At 67.6% G+C, this 22,891-nt stretch carries 21 protein-coding genes and 1 pseudogene; 10 read left to right on the forward strand and 12 right to left on the reverse strand.

The features are described from left to right. The first annotated feature begins 177 nt into the window (after window positions 1-177). Both HNO81_RS09940 and HNO81_RS09945 read left to right on the forward strand, forming a co-directional pair. The gene (locus tag HNO81_RS09940; protein WP_175317967.1) at window positions 178-2,409 is read left to right on the forward strand and encodes a catalase; all 2,232 of its coding nucleotides are present in this window, start codon (window positions 178-180) and stop codon (window positions 2,407-2,409) included. A 152-nt stretch (window positions 2,410-2,561) separates the two neighbouring features. Continuing rightward, complete coding sequence (locus tag HNO81_RS09945; protein ID WP_175317968.1) at window positions 2,562-3,161, forward strand: hypothetical protein; 600 nt, start codon at window positions 2,562-2,564, stop codon at window positions 3,159-3,161. Between the two features lie 97 nt (window positions 3,162-3,258). Here the strand turns inward: HNO81_RS09945 and HNO81_RS09950 are convergent, their stop codons facing one another. Both HNO81_RS09950 and HNO81_RS09955 read right to left on the reverse strand, forming a co-directional pair. Beyond that, window positions 3,259-3,843, reverse strand: coding sequence for a histidine phosphatase family protein (locus HNO81_RS09950; RefSeq protein WP_175317969.1), 585 nt, complete (start codon window positions 3,841-3,843; stop codon window positions 3,259-3,261). A gap of 118 nt (window positions 3,844-3,961) precedes the next feature. Then, complete coding sequence (locus tag HNO81_RS09955) at window positions 3,962-4,849, reverse strand: HAD family hydrolase (protein WP_175317970.1); 888 nt, start codon at window positions 4,847-4,849, stop codon at window positions 3,962-3,964. Between the two features lie 911 nt (window positions 4,850-5,760). Here HNO81_RS09955 and HNO81_RS09960 point away from each other — a divergent pair. Further along, the gene (locus tag HNO81_RS09960; RefSeq protein ID WP_175317971.1) at window positions 5,761-6,093 is read left to right on the forward strand and encodes a hypothetical protein; all 333 of its coding nucleotides are present in this window, start codon (window positions 5,761-5,763) and stop codon (window positions 6,091-6,093) included. Between the two features lie 85 nt (window positions 6,094-6,178). Here HNO81_RS09960 and serS read toward each other — a convergent pair whose 3' ends face one another. Continuing rightward, window positions 6,179-7,459: a serine--tRNA ligase gene (serS, locus tag HNO81_RS09965; protein ID WP_175317972.1), complete on the reverse strand. Its 1,281-nt coding sequence runs from the start codon at window positions 7,457-7,459 to the stop codon at window positions 6,179-6,181. Between the two features lie 88 nt (window positions 7,460-7,547). Between serS and HNO81_RS09970 the strand changes: the two genes are divergently transcribed. Next, window positions 7,548-8,645, forward strand: coding sequence for a diacylglycerol kinase family protein (locus tag HNO81_RS09970; protein WP_175317973.1), 1,098 nt, complete (start codon window positions 7,548-7,550; stop codon window positions 8,643-8,645). Window positions 8,646-8,699: 54 nt separating this feature from the next. On the opposite strand, the gene HNO81_RS09975 is transcribed toward HNO81_RS09970, so the two are convergent. The 3 genes from HNO81_RS09975 to HNO81_RS09985 all read right to left on the reverse strand — a co-directional run bounded on the left by HNO81_RS09975 (window position 8,700) and on the right by HNO81_RS09985 (window position 10,322). Continuing rightward, window positions 8,700-8,924 (reverse strand): hypothetical protein, encoded by a 225-nt coding sequence (locus tag HNO81_RS09975; protein ID WP_175317974.1) that lies wholly within the window; start codon window positions 8,922-8,924, stop codon window positions 8,700-8,702. 94 nt (window positions 8,925-9,018) lie between these two features. Continuing rightward, the gene (pheA, locus tag HNO81_RS09980) at window positions 9,019-9,996 is read right to left on the reverse strand and encodes a prephenate dehydratase (protein WP_175317975.1); all 978 of its coding nucleotides are present in this window, start codon (window positions 9,994-9,996) and stop codon (window positions 9,019-9,021) included. Further along, window positions 9,996-10,322, reverse strand: coding sequence for a rhodanese-like domain-containing protein (locus HNO81_RS09985; protein ID WP_175317976.1), 327 nt, complete (start codon window positions 10,320-10,322; stop codon window positions 9,996-9,998). Before HNO81_RS09985 ends, pheA begins: the two co-directional genes overlap by 1 nt. A gap of 218 nt (window positions 10,323-10,540) precedes the next feature. On the opposite strand from HNO81_RS09985, the gene HNO81_RS09990 reads away from it, so the two are divergent. The 3 genes from HNO81_RS09990 (at window position 10,541) to HNO81_RS10000 (ending at window position 12,927) form a co-directional block, all read left to right on the forward strand. Beyond that, window positions 10,541-11,947 carry an amidase gene (locus HNO81_RS09990; RefSeq protein ID WP_175317977.1) on the forward strand — a complete coding sequence of 469 codons (1,407 nt, stop codon included), beginning with the start codon at window positions 10,541-10,543 and terminating at the stop codon, window positions 11,945-11,947. Between the two features lie 150 nt (window positions 11,948-12,097). Further along, window positions 12,098-12,325 (forward strand): hypothetical protein, encoded by a 228-nt coding sequence (locus HNO81_RS09995; RefSeq protein ID WP_175317978.1) that lies wholly within the window; start codon window positions 12,098-12,100, stop codon window positions 12,323-12,325. 104 nt (window positions 12,326-12,429) lie between these two features. Further along, window positions 12,430-12,927 carry a lipopolysaccharide assembly LapA domain-containing protein gene (locus tag HNO81_RS10000; RefSeq protein ID WP_175317979.1) on the forward strand — a complete coding sequence of 166 codons (498 nt, stop codon included), beginning with the start codon at window positions 12,430-12,432 and terminating at the stop codon, window positions 12,925-12,927. Window positions 12,928-13,051: 124 nt separating this feature from the next. Here the strand turns inward: HNO81_RS10000 and HNO81_RS10005 are convergent, their stop codons facing one another. From HNO81_RS10005 to HNO81_RS10015, 3 genes are read right to left on the reverse strand one after another with little or no spacing between them, the layout of a single operon-like run. Beyond that, the gene (locus tag HNO81_RS10005; RefSeq protein ID WP_175317980.1) at window positions 13,052-14,584 is read right to left on the reverse strand and encodes an acetyl-CoA carboxylase carboxyltransferase subunit alpha/beta; all 1,533 of its coding nucleotides are present in this window, start codon (window positions 14,582-14,584) and stop codon (window positions 13,052-13,054) included. Between the two features lies 1 nt (window position 14,585). Continuing rightward, the gene (locus HNO81_RS10010) at window positions 14,586-15,797 is read right to left on the reverse strand and encodes a CaiB/BaiF CoA-transferase family protein (protein ID WP_175317981.1); all 1,212 of its coding nucleotides are present in this window, start codon (window positions 15,795-15,797) and stop codon (window positions 14,586-14,588) included. A 46-nt stretch (window positions 15,798-15,843) separates the two neighbouring features. Beyond that, window positions 15,844-17,214, reverse strand: a complete 1,371-nt coding sequence (locus HNO81_RS10015) for an SLC13 family permease (protein WP_175317982.1) — start codon at window positions 17,212-17,214, stop codon at window positions 15,844-15,846. 132 nt (window positions 17,215-17,346) lie between these two features. Between HNO81_RS10015 and HNO81_RS10020 the strand changes: the two genes are divergently transcribed. Then, the gene (locus HNO81_RS10020) at window positions 17,347-18,045 is read left to right on the forward strand and encodes a FadR/GntR family transcriptional regulator (protein WP_175317983.1); all 699 of its coding nucleotides are present in this window, start codon (window positions 17,347-17,349) and stop codon (window positions 18,043-18,045) included. Window positions 18,046-18,184: 139 nt separating this feature from the next. Further along, complete coding sequence (locus tag HNO81_RS10025) at window positions 18,185-19,630, forward strand: cytosine permease (protein ID WP_175317984.1); 1,446 nt, start codon at window positions 18,185-18,187, stop codon at window positions 19,628-19,630. 150 nt (window positions 19,631-19,780) lie between these two features. Here the strand turns inward: HNO81_RS10025 and HNO81_RS10030 are convergent, their stop codons facing one another. After that, window positions 19,781-20,251 carry a DUF4190 domain-containing protein gene (locus HNO81_RS10030; protein ID WP_175317985.1) on the reverse strand — a complete coding sequence of 157 codons (471 nt, stop codon included), beginning with the start codon at window positions 20,249-20,251 and terminating at the stop codon, window positions 19,781-19,783. 34 nt (window positions 20,252-20,285) lie between these two features. Next, the gene (locus HNO81_RS10035) at window positions 20,286-20,882 is read right to left on the reverse strand and encodes a LysE/ArgO family amino acid transporter (protein ID WP_254703409.1); all 597 of its coding nucleotides are present in this window, start codon (window positions 20,880-20,882) and stop codon (window positions 20,286-20,288) included. Window positions 20,883-20,952: 70 nt separating this feature from the next. Here HNO81_RS10035 and HNO81_RS10040 point away from each other — a divergent pair. Next, window positions 20,953-21,876 (forward strand): annotated as a pseudogene (locus tag HNO81_RS10040) (LysR family transcriptional regulator ArgP); the annotation flags it as partial. Here HNO81_RS10040 and HNO81_RS10045 read toward each other — a convergent pair. Next, complete coding sequence (locus tag HNO81_RS10045; protein ID WP_175317986.1) at window positions 21,839-22,789, reverse strand: nuclease-related domain-containing protein; 951 nt, start codon at window positions 22,787-22,789, stop codon at window positions 21,839-21,841. The pseudogene HNO81_RS10040 and the gene HNO81_RS10045 overlap by 38 nt on opposite strands. Window positions 22,790-22,891 lie beyond the last annotated feature (102 nt).

The following is a 22,891-nucleotide window of genomic DNA, read 5'->3' on the forward strand; positions in this document are numbered from 1 at the left end:
GCGGCCCTTTCCCCATCGCAACAGATGGAGGGGCAGGGTGGCAACCCCCGCCGTCGGACCGTGCTTTGGGGACGTCGGTCCTTGCCATAGGGACCATGGGCACCTGTAAGGTACTAAGCAAGCTTAGCTTTCGTTGCGGCGAAGGCTGGGACCATCAAATTGTGGGGAGACCGAGACATGCCAGCCGAAGACGACGTCGTAATTCCCGGGGTTCCGTCCAGCGAACCCCCGGCGCTTGAAGAGCCCACCACTCCGCGGGAGCCGCTGCCGCCAAAACCGGACCAGCGCGGCCCAGAGGCCGTATCCCCCACGGGCAGCCCAACCGGCGCGCCGGCCACCGCCCGCGCCCAGTCCGGCCAATACCTGACCACGGCGCAGGGCCTGCGGCTGCAGGATACTGACCATTCCCTGAAGGCCGGCCCGCGCGGTCCCATCCTGCTCCAGGACCACCACCTGCGCGAGAAGATCACCCACTTTGACCACGAGCGGATCCCGGAGCGCGTTGTCCACGCCCGCGGCGCGGGAGCCCATGGCGTGTTCCGGTCCTACGGCACGGCCTCGAAAGTCACGCGCGCCGGCTTCCTTGCCGCGGACGTCGAAACCCCCGTTTTCGTGCGGTTCTCCACCGTCCTGGGCTCCCGGGGGTCGGCGGACGCGGTGCGGGACACCCGGGGTTTCTCCACGAAGTTCTACACCGATGAGGGCACCTACGACCTCGTGGGAAACAACATCCCGGTGTTCTTCATCCAGGACGGGATGAAATTCCCGGACGTGGTGCACGCCGCCAAACCGCACCCGGACCGCGAAATTCCGCAGGCCCAGAGCGCGCACGACACGTTCTGGGACTTTGTGTCGCTGCACACCGAAGCGCAGGCCCACACCTTGTGGAACATGTCGGACCGCGGAATCCCCCGCTCCTACCGGACCATGGAGGGCTTTGGCGTCCACACGTTCCGGCTCATCAACGCCGCAGGCGACACCACGCTGGTCAAGTTCCACTGGAAGCCCAAGCAGGGCGTGCACTCGCTGGTCTGGGAGGAAGCCCAGATCATCAACGGCATGGACCCTGACTTCCACCGCCGGGACCTGGCGGACGCCATCGAGGCCGGCGCCTACCCGGAGTGGGAGCTGGGTATCCAGACGTTCCCGGACACGGAGGACCAGATGTTCCAGGGCATCGACCTGCTGGATCCCACCAAGTTCGTCCCCGAGGAACTGGCGCCGGTGCAGCCCATCGGGCTCATGACCCTCAACGCGAACCCCACCAACTACTTCGCCGAGACCGAGCAGGTGGCCTTCCACCCGGGGCACCTGGTGCCGGGCATCGACGTCACCAACGATCCCCTGCTGCAGGTGCGGCTGTTCTCCTACCTGGACACCCAGATTTCGCGCCTGGGCGGCCCCAACTTCGCGCAGATTCCCATCAACCGGCCGCACGCTCCGGTCAACGACATGCTCCGCGACGGCATGCACCAGACGGCGGTCCATGGCGGTGTTGCCCCCTACCGGCCCAATTCGCTGGACGGCGGCTGCCCGTTCCTGGCGGGACAGGACATGGGGGCGTTCGTGGACGTGCCCGAGGCTGTTGCTGAGGCCATCAAGGAGCGGCGCAATCCGGCTTCCTTTGATGACCACTACAGCCAGGCCCGGCTGTTCTTCCGCAGTTTGAGCGCAGTGGAGCAGGACCACGTGATCCAGGCATACACCTTTGAGTTGGGCAAGTGCTACAAGACTGCCGTCCGTGAACGCCAGCTTCAGGCCCTGGCCAACATCGACGCCGGGCTGTGCGCCGCGGTGGCCGCCGGCCTGGGGATGCCTGCGCCGGAAGCCACCGAGGAGGTTCCGGACCGGGACCCCAGCCCTTCCGTGTCCCAGGTGGGCGGAACGTGGCCGGTTGCCGGGCGCGTGGTGGGCATCGTCGCCGATTCCTCCAGTGACCTCGCCCAGGTGGAGGCGGCCCGCAAGGCGCTCGACGGCGAAGGCATGGTTCCGCTGGTCATTGCACCCACCGGGGGCACGCTTTCCTCCGACGGGCATGCTGTGACGGTACAGCGGACCTTCCTCACGGCTCGGTCCACCGAGTTCGACGCGCTGGTCGTGGCCGGGGGCAAGCGGCCCGCGCCCGACGCCTCCGCCGGGCGTGACGCCAAGGCCGGGCAGCCGGTTGACGGGCTGGATCCGCGCGTCGCGCTGATGCTGTCCGAGGCGTACCGCCACGCCAAGGCCATGGGGGCCTGGGGCTCCGGGTCTGCGGCGCTGGAGGCAGCCGGCATCCCGCAGGGGGCCGCCGGCGTTGTGGGCGGCAGCGATGCTGCCTCGGTGACCGCCGAACTGTCGGCGCTCCTCGCCGCGCACCGCGCCTGGGACCGCTTCCCGGCCGCCGGCACCGCTGCTGGACAGGAAAACTGACCGGAACCCGGTTAGCCTGCAGGCCTACCGCCGGGGGTCCGCATCCAGGTGATGCGGGCCCCCGGCCGTGCCTGGAGCCACCAGCGGAGGGAAGGTCCACGTGCGGAACCGGCCGTTTCGCAATTCCTACTTCCGGGTAGTGTGGATCCAGAATGTTCACCCTCACCATCAACCAGACGGACAGCCGGCGCGACGGCGACCAGGTGCCGCAACTGCTCAAGGCGCTGCGGCACATTCCGGCGCGCCTGGATTTTGACCGCTCGGTGGAGGACGAAGTCCAGGGCATTGTCGATTGCCCGCACCAGGCCGTGGATGCCGCGCTGATCGCCCTGCGGAGCGGGCACTGGTACGTGGGAATCGGTGCCGGACCGGTGAACGAGCCGTTGCCCAACCAGGTCAAGGACGCGTCCGGGCACGGCCTGGTCTATGCCCGCCGGGCGGTAGACCGACTGCGCAACAGCAAGGAGCGGGTGCCGGTTGCGGTGGAGGGTCCGCTGGCTGACGTAGCCCACGACGCCGAGGCTGTCCTCCGGCTGCTGGGCCACATCGTGCGGGACCGCTCTGGAGCGGAATGGCGGGTGCTGGACCTGCTGACCCCCGGAGTCCGTGGCCAACAAAGAACGGTGGCGCAGGAACTGGGCATCACCACCCAGGCGGTCAGCAAAGCAGTGGCCCGGGCGCAGTGGAACGAGGAGCACGCCGCCCGTCCCGCGGCCGCGAGGCTGCTGGCGCTGATCCTCGCGGTGGACTGACAGCCGACGGGCTGACCGCCTGGCGGGATACCCGCTTGGGCCGTGTCCCGCCGTCGTCATGGCTGCCGGGCCCTTACTGACGGGACTTTCCCGGGGCTTAGCTGCCGGTGGCGGCCAGGACCGGGCCGCCGTTGAAGTATTCCAATTTCCAGCCGTCCGCTGCGTGGTGGTGCGCCAGGTTAAGGGCCGCATTGTCCACGCTGGCCAGGGTCTGGCCGATGGCGCGGCTGAGGCTGACGCGCAGCAGGGTGCCGTGCGTGACCACCAGGACCCGCCGGCCGCGGTGCTCCGCCGCCAGGGATTCCAGCGCTGCGAGCCCGCGGTCCGCGGCTTCATCTTCAGTCTCGGCACCCTTGAACCCGCCGGGCACACGCAGCGCTTCCAGTTCGGGGCCTGCCTGCATCCCTTCGGCCGGCCCGAAGCTGCGTTCGGTGAGCTCCGGGACTCGCCGGGACACCGTGAGCCCGAGCCCTTCGGCGATCAGGTCGGCGGTTTCGGCGGCGCGGCTCAGCGGCGAAGAGACGATCACGTCCCACTCGTACGGCGCAAGGGTAGCGACGGCGTCCCGCGCCTGGCCACGTCCCACGTCGTTCAGGGGGATGTCGGTTGATCCCTGCAGCCGGCGCTCGGCATTCCAGTCGGTCTGGCCATGGCGGACGAGGGCGAACGTCGTAAGGGTCATGCACCTATTCTGCCTTGGCTGGCCGGCGGGCCCTGAATTCCCGCTTGCCCTATCAGTAATGGCTCCTATAACGGGTGTCGAGGAGCCATATCTGATGGAGCAAACTGCCGGGTGGTGCCTAGAGGAGGCTGCGCAGCACGTGGGCGGCGCCGTCGTCGTGCACCGAGTGGGTAACCTCGTCCGCCGCGGCCAACACTTCAGCCGGGGCCTGGCCCATGGCGACGCCCCGGCCGGCCCAGGTGAGCATCTCGATATCGTTCCGGCCATCGCCCACCGCAACCGTCAGGTGCTCTTCGAAACCAAGCCGGAGCCGGAGGTTTTCCAAAGCACTGGCCTTAGTGACCCCTGCGGCGGCGATATCAAGCCACGCGGTCCAGCCCACCGAGTAGGTCACGCCGGCAAGTCCCACATGGTTGATGGCCTCGTTGAATTCCTCGGGCGTGTTCTCGGTGCTGAACACCACCACGCGCACGGCGGTTGCCTCCAGCATGGTGTGGAAGTCAACGCCCACCGCCTCAACGCCGAAGCTGGCATCCTGGAACCGCTCGGTGGAGAGGAAGTTGCCCTCGGCGTCCTCCAGCGCATACTTGGCGGAGGGAAGGCGTTCCCGGAGTGCGCGCAGTGCCGGCGCCGGATCAAAAGTGGCCTTGTGGATGACCTCGTAGCCGTTTTCCAGTTCCGGGTGGAGCCGGAGGGTCACGCCGCCGTTGCAGCAGACGGCGTATCCGCGCTCGATGCCGATCTTTTCAATGATGGGAAGCGTGGCGTTCAAGGAGCGGCCGGTGGCGATCATCACCTCGTGCCCGGCAGCCACCACGGCCTGCGCAGCTTCCCGCACGCCGGGGGACATGAGTCCGTCGTGGTTCACCAGCGTGCCGTCCACGTCCAGGGCGACCATGAACTTCCGGTCGATGCCCGCGAAGCCGGTGCTGGTGTTGCTGTTGTGTCGGTTGGTGTCTCGCCGGTCATCGTTGCCGGCGACTGAAGTTTCAGTCAGCGTTGTCATCCACATAGTGAAGCAGACGTAACTGACACGCGCTAGGACGGGGACCACACGTTTACTGAACTGTTGGTTAACGCGGCGGGTTTCCACATCGGGGCCCGTTTGTTCGTTGCGCACCAGCCAACGGACGCCGCACCCCCGCACACACGGGTGTATCGTCCTCTTCGCGGTGCGGACGCCCCGGCGCCGGTTATCCACATGCACCCGCCAGTCCCTTCAGCCACCCATCACGCTCCGGCGACGATGAGTGGCATGCACCTGATTTCCGCCCTGGACCTACGCCACACCACCGGGGACACCCGGTCACTCAGCAGGCGCTATGCGCAGGGTGAACTTGTCCGCGTTCGCAAGGGTGTTTACGCCGCGAAGGACGAATGGGTGTCGCTGGCTCCCTGGGAAAGGTACCTCCAAACGGTCCGGGCAGTGAACCTGGAACTACCACAATCCACGTTCTGCCTGAACACCGCCGCCGTCCTATGGGACTTGGAACTCCTTGCTGTGCCCCGATATGTCCACTTGTCCGGGGCATCCAGGGGCCACACCGGCCGCAGGCAGCCAACAACCTCCGCGGCCCCTGACAGATCCGGGCGAACCGGCATCACCCATGTCACCGCATACGGCACCCACCGGCATCTCGGGTATACCGCGTCGGTCCAGCGCGGAGGCCTGCTGGTCACTCCGCTGCCCGATACCGTCATTCATGTCCTGGCGAGGGAAAGCTTTGCGGCAGGAGTGGTGCTGGCGGACCACGTCATCAGCAACCGCCGCGTTTCAGGACCTCGGGTCACAAGGACGAACTGTTCCAGGCGGCTTCCCAGCTCCCGTCGGCCGCCCGCCGGGGCTGGGTGGCCCGGGTGCTGAACTTCGCCTCGCCCCATTCAGAGTCAGCCGGAGAGTCCCTCAGCCGCGCACAGATGCATCTTCTCGGGTTCCCGGCCCCTACGCTCCAGGCAAAGTTCCGGCAGGGAGGTTTGCTGCTCGCCCGGACTGATTTCTTCTGGCCGCGGTACCGGCTGGTCGGCGAGTTCGACGGCGACTCAAAGTACCTGAGCGACGACTACCTGGGCACACGGACGGCGCGGCAAGCCGTGTTGGCGGAGAAGAAACGCGAGGACAGGCTCCGGGCGGCGGGTTTCCGGGTTGTCAGGTGGGACTGGGCAACCGCCTCCGAACCTTCCCGCTTCGCGGCGTGCCTCCGGCAGGCCGGCCTGCCGAATACCCGCACCGGTCCGCCCATCAACGGCTAACGGACAGTGCACCCCCGCGTTCGGGGGTGCACTGTCCGTTAGCGGGTGCGTTGTCCAGGTTCGGGTGCGCCGGCGGAGGAGAAGCCTAAAGAACCGGGAGGACCTCGAGGCCGCCCAGGTACTTCTGCAGGGCCTTCGGCACGTTCACGGAGCCGTCCGCGTTCTGGTGGTGCTCCAGCAGCGCCACGATCCAGCGGGTGGTGGCCAGGGTGCCGTTCAGGGTGGCCACGGCACGGGTGCCCTTGGCTGCGCCCTCAGAATTCACCACCCGCTCGCGGATGTTCAGGCGCCGGGCCTGGAACGTGGTGCAGTTGGAGGTGGACGTCAGCTCGCGGTAGGCGTTCTGCGTGGGGACCCAGGCTTCGCAGTCGTACTTGCGGGCCGCGGAGGTGCCGAGGTCGCCGGCTGCGGTGTCGATAACCCGGTACGGCAGCTCGCACTTGGCCAGCATTTCCTCTTCCCAGGCCAGGAGGCGCTGGTGTTCCGCGGCAGCCTCTTCAACCGTGGTGTAGATGAACATCTCCACCTTGTTGAACTGGTGTACGCGGATGATCCCGCGGGTGTCCTTGCCGTGCGATCCGGCTTCGCGGCGGTAGCAGGAGCTCTGGCCCGCGTAGCGGATGGGGCCAGCGGAGAAGTCCAGGATCTCGTCGGCATGGTAGCCGGCCAAAGCCACCTCTGAGGTGCCCACCAGGTAAAGGTCGTCCTCGGCGAGGCGGTAGATCTCGGCGTCGTGCTTGACGTCGAAGCCGGTGCCCTGCATGGTCTCGGGGCGCACCAGGGTGGGGGTGATCATGGGGATGAAGCCGGCGTCGATGGCCTGCTCCATGGCCATCTGCAGCAGCGCCATTTCCAGCCGGGCACCCACGCCGCGCAGGAAGTAGAAGCGCGCGCCGGAGACCTTGGCGCCGCGTTCCATGTCGATGGCGCCGATCAGTTCACCGATTTCCAGGTGGTCCCGGGGCTCGAAGTCGGGGAATTCGCGTGGGGCGCCGACGGTCTTGACCACCACGTAGTCGTCCTCGCCGCCTTCGGGAACTCCATCCTCCACCAGGTTGGGGATGGTGCGCAGCAGTTCTTCCTGCTTCGCCTGGGCGGCGTCAGCTTCTGCGGAGGCGGCCTTGACCGAGTTGGCGAGCTCCTTGACCTCGGCCAGCAGGGCCTGCTTCTCCTCGCCCTTGGCCTTCGCCACCTTCTTGCCGAACACGTTCTGTTCCGCGCGGAGGTTCTCGAAGCGGAGCAGGGCGGCACGGCGGGCGGAATCCGCGGAGATGATCGCGTCCACCACTGATTCGTCCGCGCCGCGGGCGCGCTGGCTGGCACGGAACTTGTCCGGGTTTTCGCTGAGGTCTTTTACGTCGATCACCAGACAAGGGTATCCAATTCACTGCACGACGGCGGGCGTACGGCTCCGTGCCGCCGCCCGCCGTGCGCCGGGCTACTGTTGAAGCACCATGAGCGACTGGATTCTCTACCTGCTGATTGCGGTGGCGCTTGCCTTCGCCACCTCCAGCTGGTGGGGGGTGCGCCGCCTCAAGGCCCTGCATGTCCGCAGCGCTGTGGCCGGCGAAGCCTACGACTCAGGACTGGCGCGGCAGCGGGTGGCCGTCGTCCTGAATCCGATCAAGGCCCGTGCCGATGAAGCCAGGGGAATGATCCACAGAGCCTGCCTGGCCGCCGGCTGGGATGAGCCGGCGTTTTTTGAGACGACGGCGGAGGACCCGGGCTTCTCCCAGATGCAGGCTGCGCTGGCGGGCAAGCCCGACGTGGTCCTGGTGGGCGGCGGCGACGGCACGGTCCGCGTGGTGGCCGAGGCCCTGGCAAACACCAACGTTGCCATGGGCCTGATACCGCTGGGCACGGGAAACCTTTTGGCCCGTAACCTGGACCTGGATGTCAACGACCTGCACAGCAACGTCCAAACAGCGCTTTTCGGCCGGCAGCGGTACATCGACACCGCCCGCATGGCCATTGAGAACTCCCGGACCGGCCATTATTCGGAGCACGTCTTCCTGGTGATCGCGGGAATCGGCATGGACGCCGAAGTCCTCGCTGACACCAACGCGGGGCTCAAGAAGGCCGTGGGCTGGCTCGCCTACACGGAGGCCGGCGTTCGTCACCTCCCCGGCCGGCGGAAAAAGGTCTCCATCACCCTGGACGGGAGTCCGGAGCAGATCCGGAACATCCGCAGCGTGCTTTTTGCCAATTGTGGGCTCATTCCCGGCGGCATTGATTTCATTCCGCAGGCCATGATCGATGACGGCATGCTGGACGTCGTGGTCATGAGCCCCCGCAGCGCGCTGGGCTGGCTCCTGATGTACATGAAGATCATGTTCAAGCACAGCGGGAAGCTGCCCATCATGACCGTTTACCGGTCCCTCAAAGTGGTCATCAAATGCCCGGAACCGATGCCCACCCAGCTCGACGGCGACACCGCGGGTGAGGCCACGCAGCTTACGGTTCAGGTGGAACCCCGCTCGCTCCTGGTCAGGGTCAAGGCTCAGGGACAGGCCAGCGGTTTGGTGGAGCGCAGCCAGCATGCCGTGCGGTGATTCAGCGCAAAGATCTGACGGCAGCCACTAAAGAGGGCTGACGGAGAGTCCTGGTCAGTCCCCGGACTTCGCCCCGTCTTCGGTGCCGGCCTTGTGGTCCGCATGGGCCTGCCTGGCTGCAGCGTGGGCTTCGGACTGCTCACGGATCATGGCCTGCTCCTCTTCGAAGCGCAGGCGGTCGGCACGGTCTGCGTCGTCCCCGTCCCAGTCCCGGTTTTCTCCCGTGGGCTTGGGATTGACGATCATCCCCTGGCCGTCATTGTCAGTGCTGCTGGTCATGACCCGCTCCCTTCATCAGGGGCCATACCCCGTGTGGATCAGGCAAGCATACGCATTGTCCACACCCCACGGAAGTACTTCCAAGGGCACTTGCCTACGCTTTGGGCGAAGCCCCGGAACCGCTTTCACCTGCTGCTGATCCGCCGGCGAGGATGGATCCAACCCACGTCCGGGCCGCCGTGAAGGCGTCATCGGAGGTGTGCGCGGACACCAGCGTGGCCTGCTTGTCAGCCCTGGCATAGGAGCCCAGGAAGCGGGTGCCGGGACTGATGCGGTGCAGCCCGGCCAGCGCATCCGCCACCCTGGCTTCGGCGGCGTGGCCGTCCGCGTCGATGCTGAAAAAGTAGTGGCCAAGGTACTGCCCTGTGGGGCGTGATTCGATCCTGCTGAGGTTGACGCCGCGACTGGCGAACTGGTCCAGGATTTCCATGAGGGCGCCCGGGCGGTCCTCGGGAAGCGGGACCACCACGGTGGTTTTGTCCGCGCCGGTGCGTTCAGGCAGTGGGCCCGGCCTGCCGACCAGGATGAAGCGCGTCACCGCGCCGGGGTTGTCCCCGATGTTCTCCGCGAGGACAGACAGCCCCGGCTGCTCCCGCGCCACCAGGGGCGCACAGATTGCCGTGTCGTAGTGGCAGTCTGCCGCCAGAAGCCCCAGGGCCGAGGCGGCCGTTGAGGAACCGGGCACATATTCTGCATCGGGAATATTGCGGTCCATCCAGAGCCGGCACTGCGCCCAGGCATGGCCGTGCGTGGACACGCGCCGGACATCGTCCAGCCCCACGCCCGGGCGGGCTACCAGCACAAAGCTGATCGGAACCAGGACTTCACGGATGATCCGCAGCTCCGGGCCGGTGGCGATGGCATCAAGAGTGGCGGTGACGCCGCCCTCCACCGAGTTCTCGATCGGGACCATGGCGGCGCCGGCCGAACCGTCACGCACCTTGTCAAGGGCTGCGTTGACGTTCGACGCCGGGAGCCGGGTTGCGTGTACGGCATCGGGCACCTGGAGCAGGGCAGCCTCAGTGAACGTACCTTCGGGCCCCAGGAAGGCATAGGTGCGCGGCGCGGCCACTAAAGGACCAAGGGCTTGAGTCCGTTGTCCGAGACCAGGGGCTTGCCCGATTCCAACCACTGGTCCATTCCGCCGGAAACGTTGATGGCCGTGTATCCCTGGCCTGTCAGCCACTGGGCAACCCGGAACGACCGGCCGCCCGTGCGGCAAATGACGTAGACATCCTCATCCGGATCGAGTTCGCCCAGCCGGGCCGGGATCTGGTCCATGGGGATGTGGACAGCGCCTTCAGCATGGCCGGCCACCCACTCGTAGTCTTCCCGGACGTCCAGGATCACAGCGTCGTCGGGGACGTCATGGACGGGGACGGTATCGAAATCACTCATCGGAGTCCTGTCTTGGCGGAGCTGGTGGATCACAGTCAGCTTTAAGCCTAGTCCTTCCATCCCCTGCTGCCCGGATCATGTCCGGACCGGTTGCAGAAGGGCACGGGTTAGGCTGGTGGCGGCCCAGGAGGTTTCCATGTCGCAGCAGCTGACCCCCCTTCCCCCGGCACCGGCATGCCGCAGGTGGAGCGCCCGAACACCGGCCGTGGGCGGGAAGCGTGCCTGAACTGCACGAGCTCCCGGCCCTGGCCCTGCGGGACCTTCTTCACAGTGGCGCGGTGTCTGCCGTGGAGGCCGCCACCCACTTCCTGGCACGGATCGAACGGCAGAACCCGCTGCTGGGGGCGTTCATCACGGTCACGGCGGACCAGGCGATGGAACAGGCACGGGCTGCGGATGCCCTGCATGCCCGTTTGGACGCCGGCAGCCTGCCCCTGCTGCATGGCATGCCGGTTGCCTTCAAGGACCTCACGGACGTGGCGGGCGTGGTGACCACCCATGGCAGTGCCGCCCTGGAGCACAAAACTGCCCCGGCCGATGCTCCGCTCGCAGCCCTTTTCAAGGAGGCCGGTGTGATTTCCCTGGGCAAAACCCAGGTGCCCGAATTCGGGCTGACGGCCTACAGCGAAAACCGCATCGCACCGCCGTCGCGCAATCCCCACGCACCCAGCAGGAGTTCGGGAGGATCGTCCGGCGGCAGCGCAGCCGCCGTGGCTGCAGGGTTGCTGCCGTTCGCGCCCGGGACCGACGGCGGCGGATCGGTCCGGATTCCCGCCGCGGCGTGCGGGCTGCTGGGCCTCAAGCCCGGCCGTGGCCTGGTGGCCGCTGGGGAAAGCGCCGGAGACCCCGCACGCCTGGTGACACCCGGACCCCTTGCCCGGAACGCGGAGGACGCGGCACTGATGATGGACGTGCTGGCGCCCGGCAACGGCTACCTGGCCACCGTCGGCAAGAAACCGCCGCGGCTTCGGATCGGAGTCACGCTGGACAGCCCCTGGTCCGGCACGTTCCCATTCACGCCGGACCGGGAAGCCTTGGAGGCGCTCAGGGTGGGCGAAGGGCTCCTGGAGCAGGCCGGCCACATCCTGGGCGAGGCCGCCATCCGCTACGACAACCGATACCCCGACGCCTTCACCACGGCCTGGACCGCCGGAGTGGGCGCTGCCCGCATCAGCCCGTCAAAGGAAGCATTGCTGGCGCCCCTGACCCGGACCTTCCGCCGGCGCGCCCAGCAGCGCAGTCCGGCCAAGCTCGCCGAAGCGCTGGCGTTCCTGCGGCAGTTCCAGCACGACACCCTGGTGCAGTACGGGCAGTGGGACCTGATGCTGATGCCCGCGCTGGCGCAAACGCCGCGGCCGGTGGGCTGGTTTACCGGCACCGTGCACGGCGGCGGCCGCTGGCCTTCGGCTCAATGGCCGGGGGATGCCGACGGCGACTACCGGAAACAGTGCGAATACGCGCCGTGGTCCTCGATGGTGAACGTCTGCGGACTTCCCGCCATCTCCCTGCCGGTGCACTGGACCGGCGGCACCACCGGGAGCGGGCTTCCGATGGGGGTCCAATTGGTGGGTCCCATGGGGTCGGAGGCCCTCCTGCTGCAGGTGGCGCACCAGACAGGGTTCTAGGAAAGCAGGGTTAAGACACCCCGGACCCCGTTGACGTTATTGACCTGAACATAACTCCGCATTAACCCGCCGGTAACCGCTGCAGGGACAGACTGGAACAGCACGCTTCAGCACCCTCCACCCGCCGTCCGCCCGATGAGGAGTTGCCCCATGAACGCTGAATACCCGGCCGCAGGCCCCGGAACCACCGACATGGCAGAGGATGAGAGGCCGGACCTCAGCAACTCCAATGTCCGGGAGGACCTTGCCCTGGCCGGCCGCTGCGCCCTGGTCCACCTGCCCACGGGCCGGACCTGCCTGCTCCCCCTCCGCCACCAGGGGCCCTGCGAATTCCACCGCCCGCAGGAAGCCCAGGACGTGGTGGCCAACAGCCACTGACCGGACAAGTGCCTTCCCGCCCGGCCTGGTCGTTGTGCTTCGGCCGTGCCGCCGTCTATGGTTGAACCATAAGCATGCTTAGCATTCCGGGAAAGGGCGCGATCATGAGCACAGGACGGTACACGCCGGGACCGGACAGCGGGCCGGAACCGGAAAGCAACCCGGCGCCATTGGATGCGGGACGCTCAGGCGATGCTCCGGCCGCCTACGGCAGTGCGCCGCCGTATCCGCCCTCCGCTCCGCGAACACCGGAAGCAGCCTCCACGCCACCGGCAGGGGCCACCCCGGAGCGCCACGCCGCAGAACGCAACACCACCTCGGACCGCAACACCACCTCGGACCGCAACGTCACCCGGGCCGGAGTGATCTGGGCTGCCGTGGTGGCTGCCCTGGTGATCCTGATCCTGCTGATCATCTTCATCCTGCAGAACCAGGAGCTGGTCCTGGTCAAGTTCCTGGGCCTGGAAGGTTCGGTCCCCCTGGGCATGGCCTTGTTCATTGCCGCCGTGACCGGGGGCGTCCTGGTGGCAGCGGCAGGCGGGGCCCGCATCCTGCAGCTCCGCAGGAGCACTTCGCGGTCCAGGAGCCGGCAGCAGCGCTAGCCGGATCCGGCGGGCCGCCCCGGCTGGCCCGCACCCGCAAGGCCCGCACCCGCAAGGCCCGCACCCGCAAGGCCCGCCCACGGCAGAGGTGGCGCGGGCCGGCGGCCAAGGACCGAGGAGACGTTCAGCGTACGCCGAGGGTGGCGAATTTCCTGGCCCGGGCAGCTACGAGTCCGGCCACCGGAACATTGGCCACGGAAGCCAGTTCGTACTCGATGGCCGTCGCCATCCGGGTGCAGAACCCGCGGGGATCCAGGGACGCATCGCCGCACTCATCCACGATGTGGTCCACCAGGCCGCACGCGTAAAGCGCAGCAACATCCACGCCCTGCGCCTCGGCCATGGCGGGAGCAAAGGCCGTGGTGCGGTGCACGATTGCACTGGCGCCTTCCGGAGGCAGTGGCGAGAGCCAACTGTGCTGGGCCGCGATGGTCCTGTCGGCCGGGAGGAGAGCCAGCGCCCCTCCCCCGGCGCCCTGGCCAAGCAGCACGGAAACGGACGGTGATTCCAGGCCGATCAGCTCGTACAGCGAGCGCGCAATCTCTCCGGCCAGGCCGCCTTCCTCCGCCTCCTGGGACAGGGCGGCGCCCGCGGTATCAATGACGGTGAGCAGCGGCAGGCGCAGCTCCTCGGCCAGCTTCATGCCCCGCCGCGCTTCGCGCAGCGATCCGGGGCCCATGCCGGCAGCGTCTTTCCGCAGCGGACGGGCATGCCCCAGCACAATGCAGGGCTGGGAACCGAAGCGTGCCAGGGCCAACAGCAGGCCCGGGTCCTTCTCCCCTTGGCCGGTCCCGTTAAGGGGCAGCGCGTCGGTGGCGCCGATCTTGAGCAACAGGCGCAGGTCCGGCCGCCGCTGCCGCCGTGAAATCTCAATGGACGTCCAGGCATCTGCGGTGGAGGGCCTGACGTCCAGCGTCTGGGGCGGTGCGGGCCGGGAGGACGGCGGCGCCGCGCCTCCGGCACCTCCGTTCGCAGCAAGGATGTCCAGCGCGCGGCCCACCAGATCGGCCAGGTGGCCGGGTTCCACCACGCCGTCGATCAGCCCCTTGCCGAAGAGGTTTTCCGCCACCTGCACGTTGTCCGGGAACGCTTGGCCATACAGCGCCTCGTAGACGCGCGGGCCCAGGAAACCGAGGAGCGCGCCCGGCTCGGCCACGTTGATGTGGCCCAAGGACCCCCAGGAGGCCATGACGCCACCGGTGGTGGGGTGCCGCAGGTAGACCAGGTACGGAAGGCCCGCCTGGCGGTGCGCCCGGACTGCGCCGGTGATCTTCACCATGGACAGGAACGCGAGCGTCCCCTCCTGCATCCGGGTGCCGCCGGAGGCAGGACCGGCCAGCAGCGGCAGCCCTTCCGCGGTGGCGCGTTCGACGGCGGCAACAATCCTTTGTGCCGCAGCGTGCCCGATCGAGCCGGCAAGGAAGGAGAACTCACTGACAATCAGCGCCACCCGGTGGCCGCGGATCAGCCCGGCGCCGGTGAGAACGGATTCGTCAACGCCGCTGCGTTCGCGGGCCCGCTCGAGGTCGCCGGCATACTCGTCGGAGAGCTCCGGCTGCCGGGGTTCGGTGTCCCAAGAGACGAATGAGCCAGGGTCCACTACTGCGTCCAGCAGTTCGGCTGCTTTCAGGTGCCGCACCTTTTCCGCCGTCGCCACGCTATTTTCCCCCTGGCGCGGCGGCGGTGAGGCCCAACCAGTCCCGGATCGCCGGACCGTCCTCGTCGAGCAGCGGCGGCGCGTCGTGGTGGGTGAGGGTGGTTTCCGCGGCGTCGCCCGGAGCAAAGAAGCGCAACGGCGGACCGGGCAGGCTCACTTTTCCGAGGAGCGGATGCTGCACGTCCACCACCAGCCCCTGGGACGCCACCTGCTCCCAGGCGTAGACCTCGTCCAGCGTGCGGACCTTGCCGGCCGGGATCCCGGCGTCGTTCAGCTTTTCCAGCAGTTCCACCGCGCCGTACTCCGAGAAGGCGCGTTCGACGGCGGCGATCACCCCTGCGCGGTTCCGCACCCGTTCGGCGTTGCTGGCGAAGCCCGGGGCGGCCGGGTCCAGGCCGAAGGCCGCGGCGAACGAGGCCCAGAGCTTTTCGCTGCCGACGCTGATCTGCACACTGCCGTCCTTGCAGTTGAACAGGCCGTAGGGGGCAATGGACGGGTGGTGGTTGCCCTGGGCCTGCGGCACCTCACCGGCAACGGTGGTCCTGGTGCCCTGGAACGCGTGGACGCCGATCAGGGACGCGAGCAGGGAGGTACGCACCACCTTGCCCTGGCCGGTGCGTTCGCGTTCAACCAGTGCGGCCAGCACGCCGGTGGCCCCGTTCATGCCGGAGAGCAGGTCCGCGATGGGAACGCCGACGCGCTGGGGGTCATCCGGGCCGGATCCGGTGAGGGACATCAGCCCGGCTTCGCCCTGGAGGATCTGGTCGTAGCCGCTGCGCCGGGATTCGGGGCCGTCGTGGCCGAATCCGGTGATGGACAGGACCACCAGTCGCGGGTTGATGCTGTGCATTTCCGCGGTGGAGAAGCCCAGCCGGTCCATGACGCCGGGGCGGAAGTTTTCGATCACCACGTCCGCCCGTTCCAGGAGCCCGCGCAGCACCGCCTGGCCGTCGCCGCTCTTCAGGTCCAGGGTGATGGATTCCTTGTTGCGGTTGCAGGACATGAAGTAGGTGGACTGCAGGTCGTCTTCCGGCCCCACGAAGGGCGGCCCCCAGCCCCGGGTGTCATCGCCCGTGCCGGGGTTCTCCACCTTGATGACGCGGGCACCCAGATCGGCCAGCATCATGCCGGCGTGCGGTCCTGCCAGCGCCCGGCTGAGGTCGACGACGAGGTGTCCGGCCAGGGGGCCCCGGGAAGGTTCGGTGGTGCTCATGTGCTGGGCTTCCTTTCGTAAGTGCGGCGGCGGATGCAGTGGCGGGCTAGAGCCAGCCGGGGACCACCAGCGCCAGCCAGGCGAGGATGGGACCAGCCACGATGACGATGCCGCTGTAACCGAGGATCTGCTTGTAGAACTTGTCCTTGTCCACACCCTCAGGCGCGTTGGCCAGCACCAGTGCGCCGTTGGTGGAGAACGGCGAGACATCAACGATCGTGGCGGACACTGCCAGCGCGCAGATGACGCCGACGGCGCCGATCTCACCGGTGGAGAGGAACGGGACGGCGAGCGGGATGAGTGCGGCAAGGATGGCGGTGGACGAGGCGAACGCGGACACCACGGCACCGATGAAGCAGATCAGGAGGGCCGCCACCAGGGGCATTCCCAGGCCGGCCACGCCGTTGGAAACGAACTCGATGGTGCCGGCTTCCTCCAGGACACCAACGAAGGTCAGCATGCCGCAGATGAGCAGCACCGTGGACCAGCTGATCTTGTTGATGGCGCCCTTCTGGGCTGCCGGCGACACGAGGGCCAGCACGATGGCAATGGTGATGGACACGAATCCGACGTCCATCTTGAAGCCGAGGGCAATGACGGCCAGGGCGATCAGGCCGGCGATGGTGACCAGTTGCGGGATCCGGTCCTTGCGCTCCTTGGTGGCGGCGATGCCGTCGCCTGCGGGATCCCGCGGTCCGTACATGCCGGAGCCGAAGCCCTTGAACGGTACGTCGCCGCCGGCCGCCTTGGCGCCGACGCTGACGGACATGCGGGCTTCGGCTGCCTGCTCCACGAAGTGCCCCACTTTGGAGGTCAGGAGGGTTTTGCCGCCAAGGACCACGAACAGCACCAGTGCGATGACCAGGTTGAAGATGAAGCTTGAGAGGAACAGCGCCGTGGGGCTGAAGGCAAGGTCGGTCTTGGCCAGAATGCCGTTGACGGTGACGCCGTACACCGCGATGGGCGAGAAGCCGCCGGCCTGCGCGCCGTGGATCACCATCATGCCCATGAGCAGCGGGCTGATCTTGTACTTGCCGGCGAAGCTCAGGGCGATGGGGGCAATGATGGCGACGGCGGCGGGAGACAGTGCGCCCACGGCAGTGATCACGGCGGTGATGGCGAACATGACCCAGGGGATCAACGCCACACGGCTGCCCACCAGTTTGACGGCTCCCCGCACCAGCAGGTCGATGGTGCCGTTGTTCTGCGCGATGGCGAACAAGTACGTGACACCCACGATGGTGAGGAACAGGCCGCCGGGGAAGTTGGCCAGGATGTCGTTGGTGGACATGCCCAGCACCACGGCGCCGAGCAGGAAAGCGCCCACGAAGGCGAGGGCTCCCATGTTGAGGGGCAGGACGGTGGCGAGCAGGAACATCGCCGCCAGGATGATGATCGATAAGACAGGAGCGGACATCGTTGGTCCTCCGTTGGGGGGAAAGAATGTGACGTGAGTTACTGGCTCACTGGACTAGCCTCTTAGACAGTGAGTCTATCTGTCAATAGACGGAGGCAGTATTCTGGACCGGTAGACCCAAGGGAGGGCTTGATGGAGAAGACGGCACGGCTTGGCCTGGAACGCGTGGCGCGGCCCCGGCTCTATGAGCAATTGGTGGAGCAGATCCTGGCCTACATCGAGTCCGCCCAGCTCAAACCCGGGGACCTCCTGCCGGCAGAGCGCGACCTCGCCGAGCGGCTTGGCGTCTCCCGCGCCACGCTGGCCCAGGCGCTGGTTGCCCTCGAGGTCCTGGGTGTCATCGACGTCCAGCACGGGACCGGGGCGGTCCTGGCCAGGCGTCCCAGCGTGGCTTCGGTGGTCAAGGGCCTGCGGGAGCATCAGAGCCGGCTCCCGGAGATCGTGGAGGCCCGCAGCACCCTGGAAGTGAAACTGGCCGCCCTCGCCGCGGAACGCCGCACGGACCAGGACCTCGCGGCCATCGATAACGCCCTGGACGTCATGGCGCAGGAAATCGGCGACGGCGACCGCGGCACCCACGGCGACGAGCTTTTCCACCAGGCGATCACCGGCGCAGCCCACTCCTCGGTCTTGGCGCAGTTGATGGCCTTCATCGCCGAGATGATCCTGGAAACCCGGATGGAGTCGCTGGGCCAGCCGGGCCGGCCGGAGCAGTCGCTGGCCTCGCACCGGAAAATCGCCGCTGCCGTGCGGGCGCAGGACCCGGCCGCGGCGGCAGATGCCATGCTGGCGCACATCGAGCTTGTCTCCGACGTGGAACTGCTCCGCTAGCAGCCGGACCCACCGGGCATCCCGGGACGACACGCCGGGCTGTCTGGTTTCCCGGACAGCCGCGGCCGGATAGGAGTGTTTCCCGGGCCGGAAACCCGTTGTGATGGACCTTACGTTTTCATCACTGAGGAGTTTGGCCATGGCCGGAGGCAGTACCGCCGTAGAGGCACGATCAATCGACATGATTCCGCCGGGCGAGCGCCACGGCCATCCGCGGGGCCAGTTCACCCTGTGGTTCGGCGCCAACGCGCAGATCACGGCCATCGTGGACGGGGCACTGGCGGTGGTGTTCGGGGCGGATGCCTTCTGGGCCATTGTGGGGCTTCTGGTGGGCAACGTGCTGGGCGGCGCCGTCATGGCCCTCCACTCTGCCCAGGGCCCCAAGCTGGGGCTGCCACAGATGATCTCCAGCCGCGCCCAGTTCGGCGTCTACGGGGCCGTGATCCCGCTGGCGCTGGTCATCCTGATGTACGTGGGCTTCGCCTCCACGGGCACCGTCCTCTCAGGGCAGGCCATCAACCTCATGCTGGGAGTGGACACGCCCGCCGTCGGCATCCTCATCTTCGGTGCCGCCACCGCCCTGCTGGCCATTCTGGGCTACAAGTACATCCACGCGCTGGGCCGCATCGCCACCGTGCTGGGACTGGCCGGATTCCTCTACCTGACGGTCGCCGTCGTCACCAAGTTCGACGTCACCCAGGTGATGATGGTCAAGGGCTTCGAGTGGCCCACCTTCCTCACCGCCGTTGCCCTTGGCGCCGGTTGGCAGCTGACGTTCGGCCCGTATGTTGCCGACTATTCGCGCTACCTCCCTGCCCATACCTCGGAGCGCAAGACGTTCTGGTACACCTTTGCGGGCTCCGTGGGCGGCGCCCAGTGGGCCATGACCCTGGGCGCCCTGGCCGGCGGGCTGTCGGCGGCCAAGCTGGGCGGGGATTTCCTGAAGAACCAGGTGGGGTACATGGGCGACCTCGCCGGCGGCGGCCTGATCGCCGTCTTCATCTACCTGATGATCGTCACAGGCAAGCTCACGGTGAACTGCCTCAACGCTTACGGCGCCTTCATGTGTGGGGTGACCATCAGCACCGCCGTCAACCGGAAGGACACCGTCTCCAAAGCCGTGCGGATCGCCTTTATCGTGGCCGTCATCGGCGCCAGTGTCCTGATCGCGCTGTTCGCCAGCAAGGACTTCCTGAACCTGTTCAAGAACTTCGTGCTCCTGCTGCTCATGGTGTTCACCCCGTGGTCCGTCATCAACCTCGTGGACTATTACAAGATCTCGCGCGACCGGCTGGACATTCCGGCCCTCTACAACCCGGACGGACGGTACGGCCGCTGGAACGCCGCCGCCCTGGTCTCCTACGGAGCCGGCGTGGTCATCCAGGTCCCGTTCCTGGCGCAGTCGCTGTACACCGGCCCCGTCACCAAGCTGCTGGGCGGCGCGGACATTTCCTGGCTGGTGGGGATCGTTGCCACCCTGGCCATCTACTACCCGTGGGCCAAGGCAACCAACCGGGCGCCGGCGGAGTCCATCTACCCGGAGAGCTCCGCCGGCGTACCGGCTGCGGCGGCCGTGAAGGGATAAGGCGCACCGTCCAGGAGGAAGGTCTTTCCGGGCGGGGAGCTCTTCTTAGGCGAGGACTTCTTTCCAGGCGGGGACTCTGTCCAGCCACGCGCGACGGCGGCCCGGGCGAAAGTGCCTGGGCCGCCGTCGCGCTTTTTCACTCGCAGGGTGCTAGAAGGTGCCGGTATTCGAGCCGGCCGAGCCGGCGAGGGCCACGCCAACAATAAAGAGCAGCCAGATGGCCCCGTAGCCCAGGAGGCACAGGTAGCCGAGCACCAGGCCCGTAATGGACATCCCCTTGCCGGAAGGCTCACGCCGGAGCGCCATGTGGCCGGTGATGATGGCGGCGAACTGGGGAAGCAGCAGCCAGCCCATAATGACCGATGCGATGCCGCAGACCATGCTGGCGATGCTCAGGTTCTTTGGTTGGACCGCTCCGCCGTAGTAGGAGGGCTGGCCCGTGTATTGGGGCTGGCCGTAGGTGTACTGGGCCTGGTTGTACGGTGGCTGCCCGGACTGGGGCTGGCCGTAGGCCGGGCCCTGCCCGTACGTGGGCGGCGGCTGGTATCCGGGCCACGGCGCACCGTTGTGCTGGTTTCCGGAATACCGGTAGTCGGGGCCCTGTGGTGGCTGGTTGCTCATGATTCCTCCCCTGCGAATCTGGCTCCAGCCTACTTCAGTGCAGGACCAAACGGATGGCCAGGATCACCATGAGGACGCCGATCGACGCGTCAATCCACCGCCAGGTGCGGGGACTCGCCAGCACCCCGGCCAGGATCCTTGCCCCGTAGCCTAGGACGGAAAACCACAGGACGCTTCCGGCCACGGCGCCGCCCGCAAAAATCCAGCGCAGTCCAGGACCCTGCTGGTTGGCAAGGCTGCCCAGCAGGACCACGGTGTCCAGGTAGACATGCGGGTTGAGGAACGTCAGCGCCACCGTGGTGGCGATTACTGAATTCCGTGACCTGGGGGCCTGCTCCGCCAAAGCGGACGGCCTTGCGGCAGCGCGGAAAGACCGCACCGCGAACCACAGCAGGTAGGCCGCTCCGGCCCAGCGCAGGACTTCCAGCGCCGCGGGGAACCGGGTGACCAGCGCACCGATGCCCGCGGTTCCGGCCAGGATCAACAGCGCATCGCCGGCCATGCAGACAGCCACCACGGCGCCAACGTGCTCCCGGCGAACGCCCTGGCGCAGCACAAAAGCGTTCTGGGCACCGATTGCCACGATCAGCGCCAGCCCGGTCAGCATTCCGGTTATTCCCGCAGTCCACATACCGACCACCGTAGGGTTGGATGGGAATGTAGACAAATGAATGATTCTTGATGGTCATTAGAATATCTTCATGAACCTTGAACACCTGAAAGCCCTCGTGGCGGTCATCGATGAAGGCACCTTCGAGGCCGCGGCAGACCAGCTCCGGATCACGCCTTCTGCGGTGAGCCAACGGATCAAGGCACTGGAATCGTCCGTGGGCCAGGTGCTGGTGCGCCGCCGGGTGCCGTGCACTGCCACCGACGCCGGCGCGCTCCTGCTGCGGATGGCCCGGCAGGTGCAGGTGCTGGAGGCGGAAGCGTCAGCAGCACTGGGCGCCGGGTCGCCGGCCCGGGCCCATCTTCCCGTAGCCGTCAACGCGGATTCGCTGGCCACGTGGTTCATCCCTGTCCTCCACCAGGCCGCCGGCTGGGACGACGCCGCCCTTGACCTCCTGGTGGAGGACCAGGGCTTCAGCAGCCGGCTGCTCCGTGACGGAGCGGTAATGGGCGCCGTGACGTCCGATCCCGTCCCGGTCAGCGGGTGCCGCGTGGAGTTGCTGGGCTCCATGCGGTACATCCCGGTAGCCGCTCCCGGGCTGCACCGCCGCTTCTCCACGTCCGGCGCTCCGGACTGGTCAGCCATGCCGGTCCTGAAATTCAACGCGAAAGACACCCTTCAGCAGCAACTGCTCACCGCGAAGGGCGTGGCAGGCCCTCCGCCCACGCACACTGTGCCTTCTTCCCAGGGGTTTTTCGCGGCAGTCAAGGCCGGCCTGGGCTGGGGAATGATCCCGGAGCTCCAGCTCGACGGGGAGCTGGAGCGCGGCGCCCTGGTCCGGCTGGAGGAGCACACCCACCAGGACGTTGCCCTCTACTGGCAGGCATGGGCGCTGGATTCAGAGCGCCTTGGCCGGATGGGCGCGGCGGTACGCGCGGCCGCAGCGGCCCAGCTTCGTGCAGGGGATGGACAGGAGCTTAGCGGACCAAGTAGGGCAGGACATAGACCGCGAAAACAACAAAGGCGGCCAGCAGTGCCAGCTTTCCGCCGCTGGTTCCGCCATGCTGGTGGGCGTTGGTGCTCCGGCCGTGGCGTGCCGGGACAGCGGGTCCCGTCGGCCGCTTCTTGGCAGGCACCGTGGCCGCCGCGCCAGTCCGGCCCGCCCGTGCCTCCCGTGGGGGCAGGGCGCGCCCGGCAGGATGCCGGGCGGCGCTGCGTGCCCTGGCGGCCTGGTCGTCCGACCCCGCGCTCCCTCCCGGGGCCGCCGGACCCGCCGGCGGCAAAGCACCCGCGGGCCGAACCACGGTTCCGGGGCGCACGTTGCGCAGGGCTGTAATTCCGGGCTCCTGCTCGTGCGTGAGCTGCCGGCCCAGCTCCTCGTACAAACCCACCACAGCCTGCTGGTCGAGGACCGCCGGCAGCGCCTCGATGGCACCAACAACGCGCTGGGGACCAGCCACCGCAACGTCCGCGGCGGTGACGCCAAAGAGGTCCGGCTGCGCAGCCATGCAGATGAGCGGACGCACCAGCCTGCGGTGCGGCGGAGCAAGCACGGAAGCAACAGCGGCGCATTGGGCCAGTGCACCTTCAACGGCCTGCGTCCGCGCGTAGCGGCCCTGCCACAGCACCCCGGAAGCAATCCGCACTTCACCGGTCCAGTTCTTTGAATCCACCACCACGACGCCGCCGGGGCCTACCAGGACGTGGTCGAGGTTCGCCTTGGGCCTGCCCGGCCAGTGGACGTCATGGAGCACGTACCAGCCGCGGGGAACCAGCTCGCTGAGCTTGTCGGCCACTATCCGCTCCCCCACCGCGCCGGCGTCCCACGCCCTGGTGGAGCGTTCGGCCTGGTCCAGCCGCCGCTTAAGCCTCGCAACACGCTCGGCCGCCAGCCTGGACTGCTCCGCTGCCCCGTCTCCTGCCCCCATTGGACGTCCCCGTTTCCTTGCCGGACAGGACGACGCCGACGGACCGCCGTCGTCCGTTCCTTTCGCGTGTTTTCGTGGAATTTTCTTGAAATTAGCAGGGGG

This window comes from Pseudarthrobacter sp. C4D7 (assembly GCF_013359725.1).
Classification (GTDB): Bacteria; Actinomycetota; Actinomycetes; order Actinomycetales; family Micrococcaceae; genus Arthrobacter.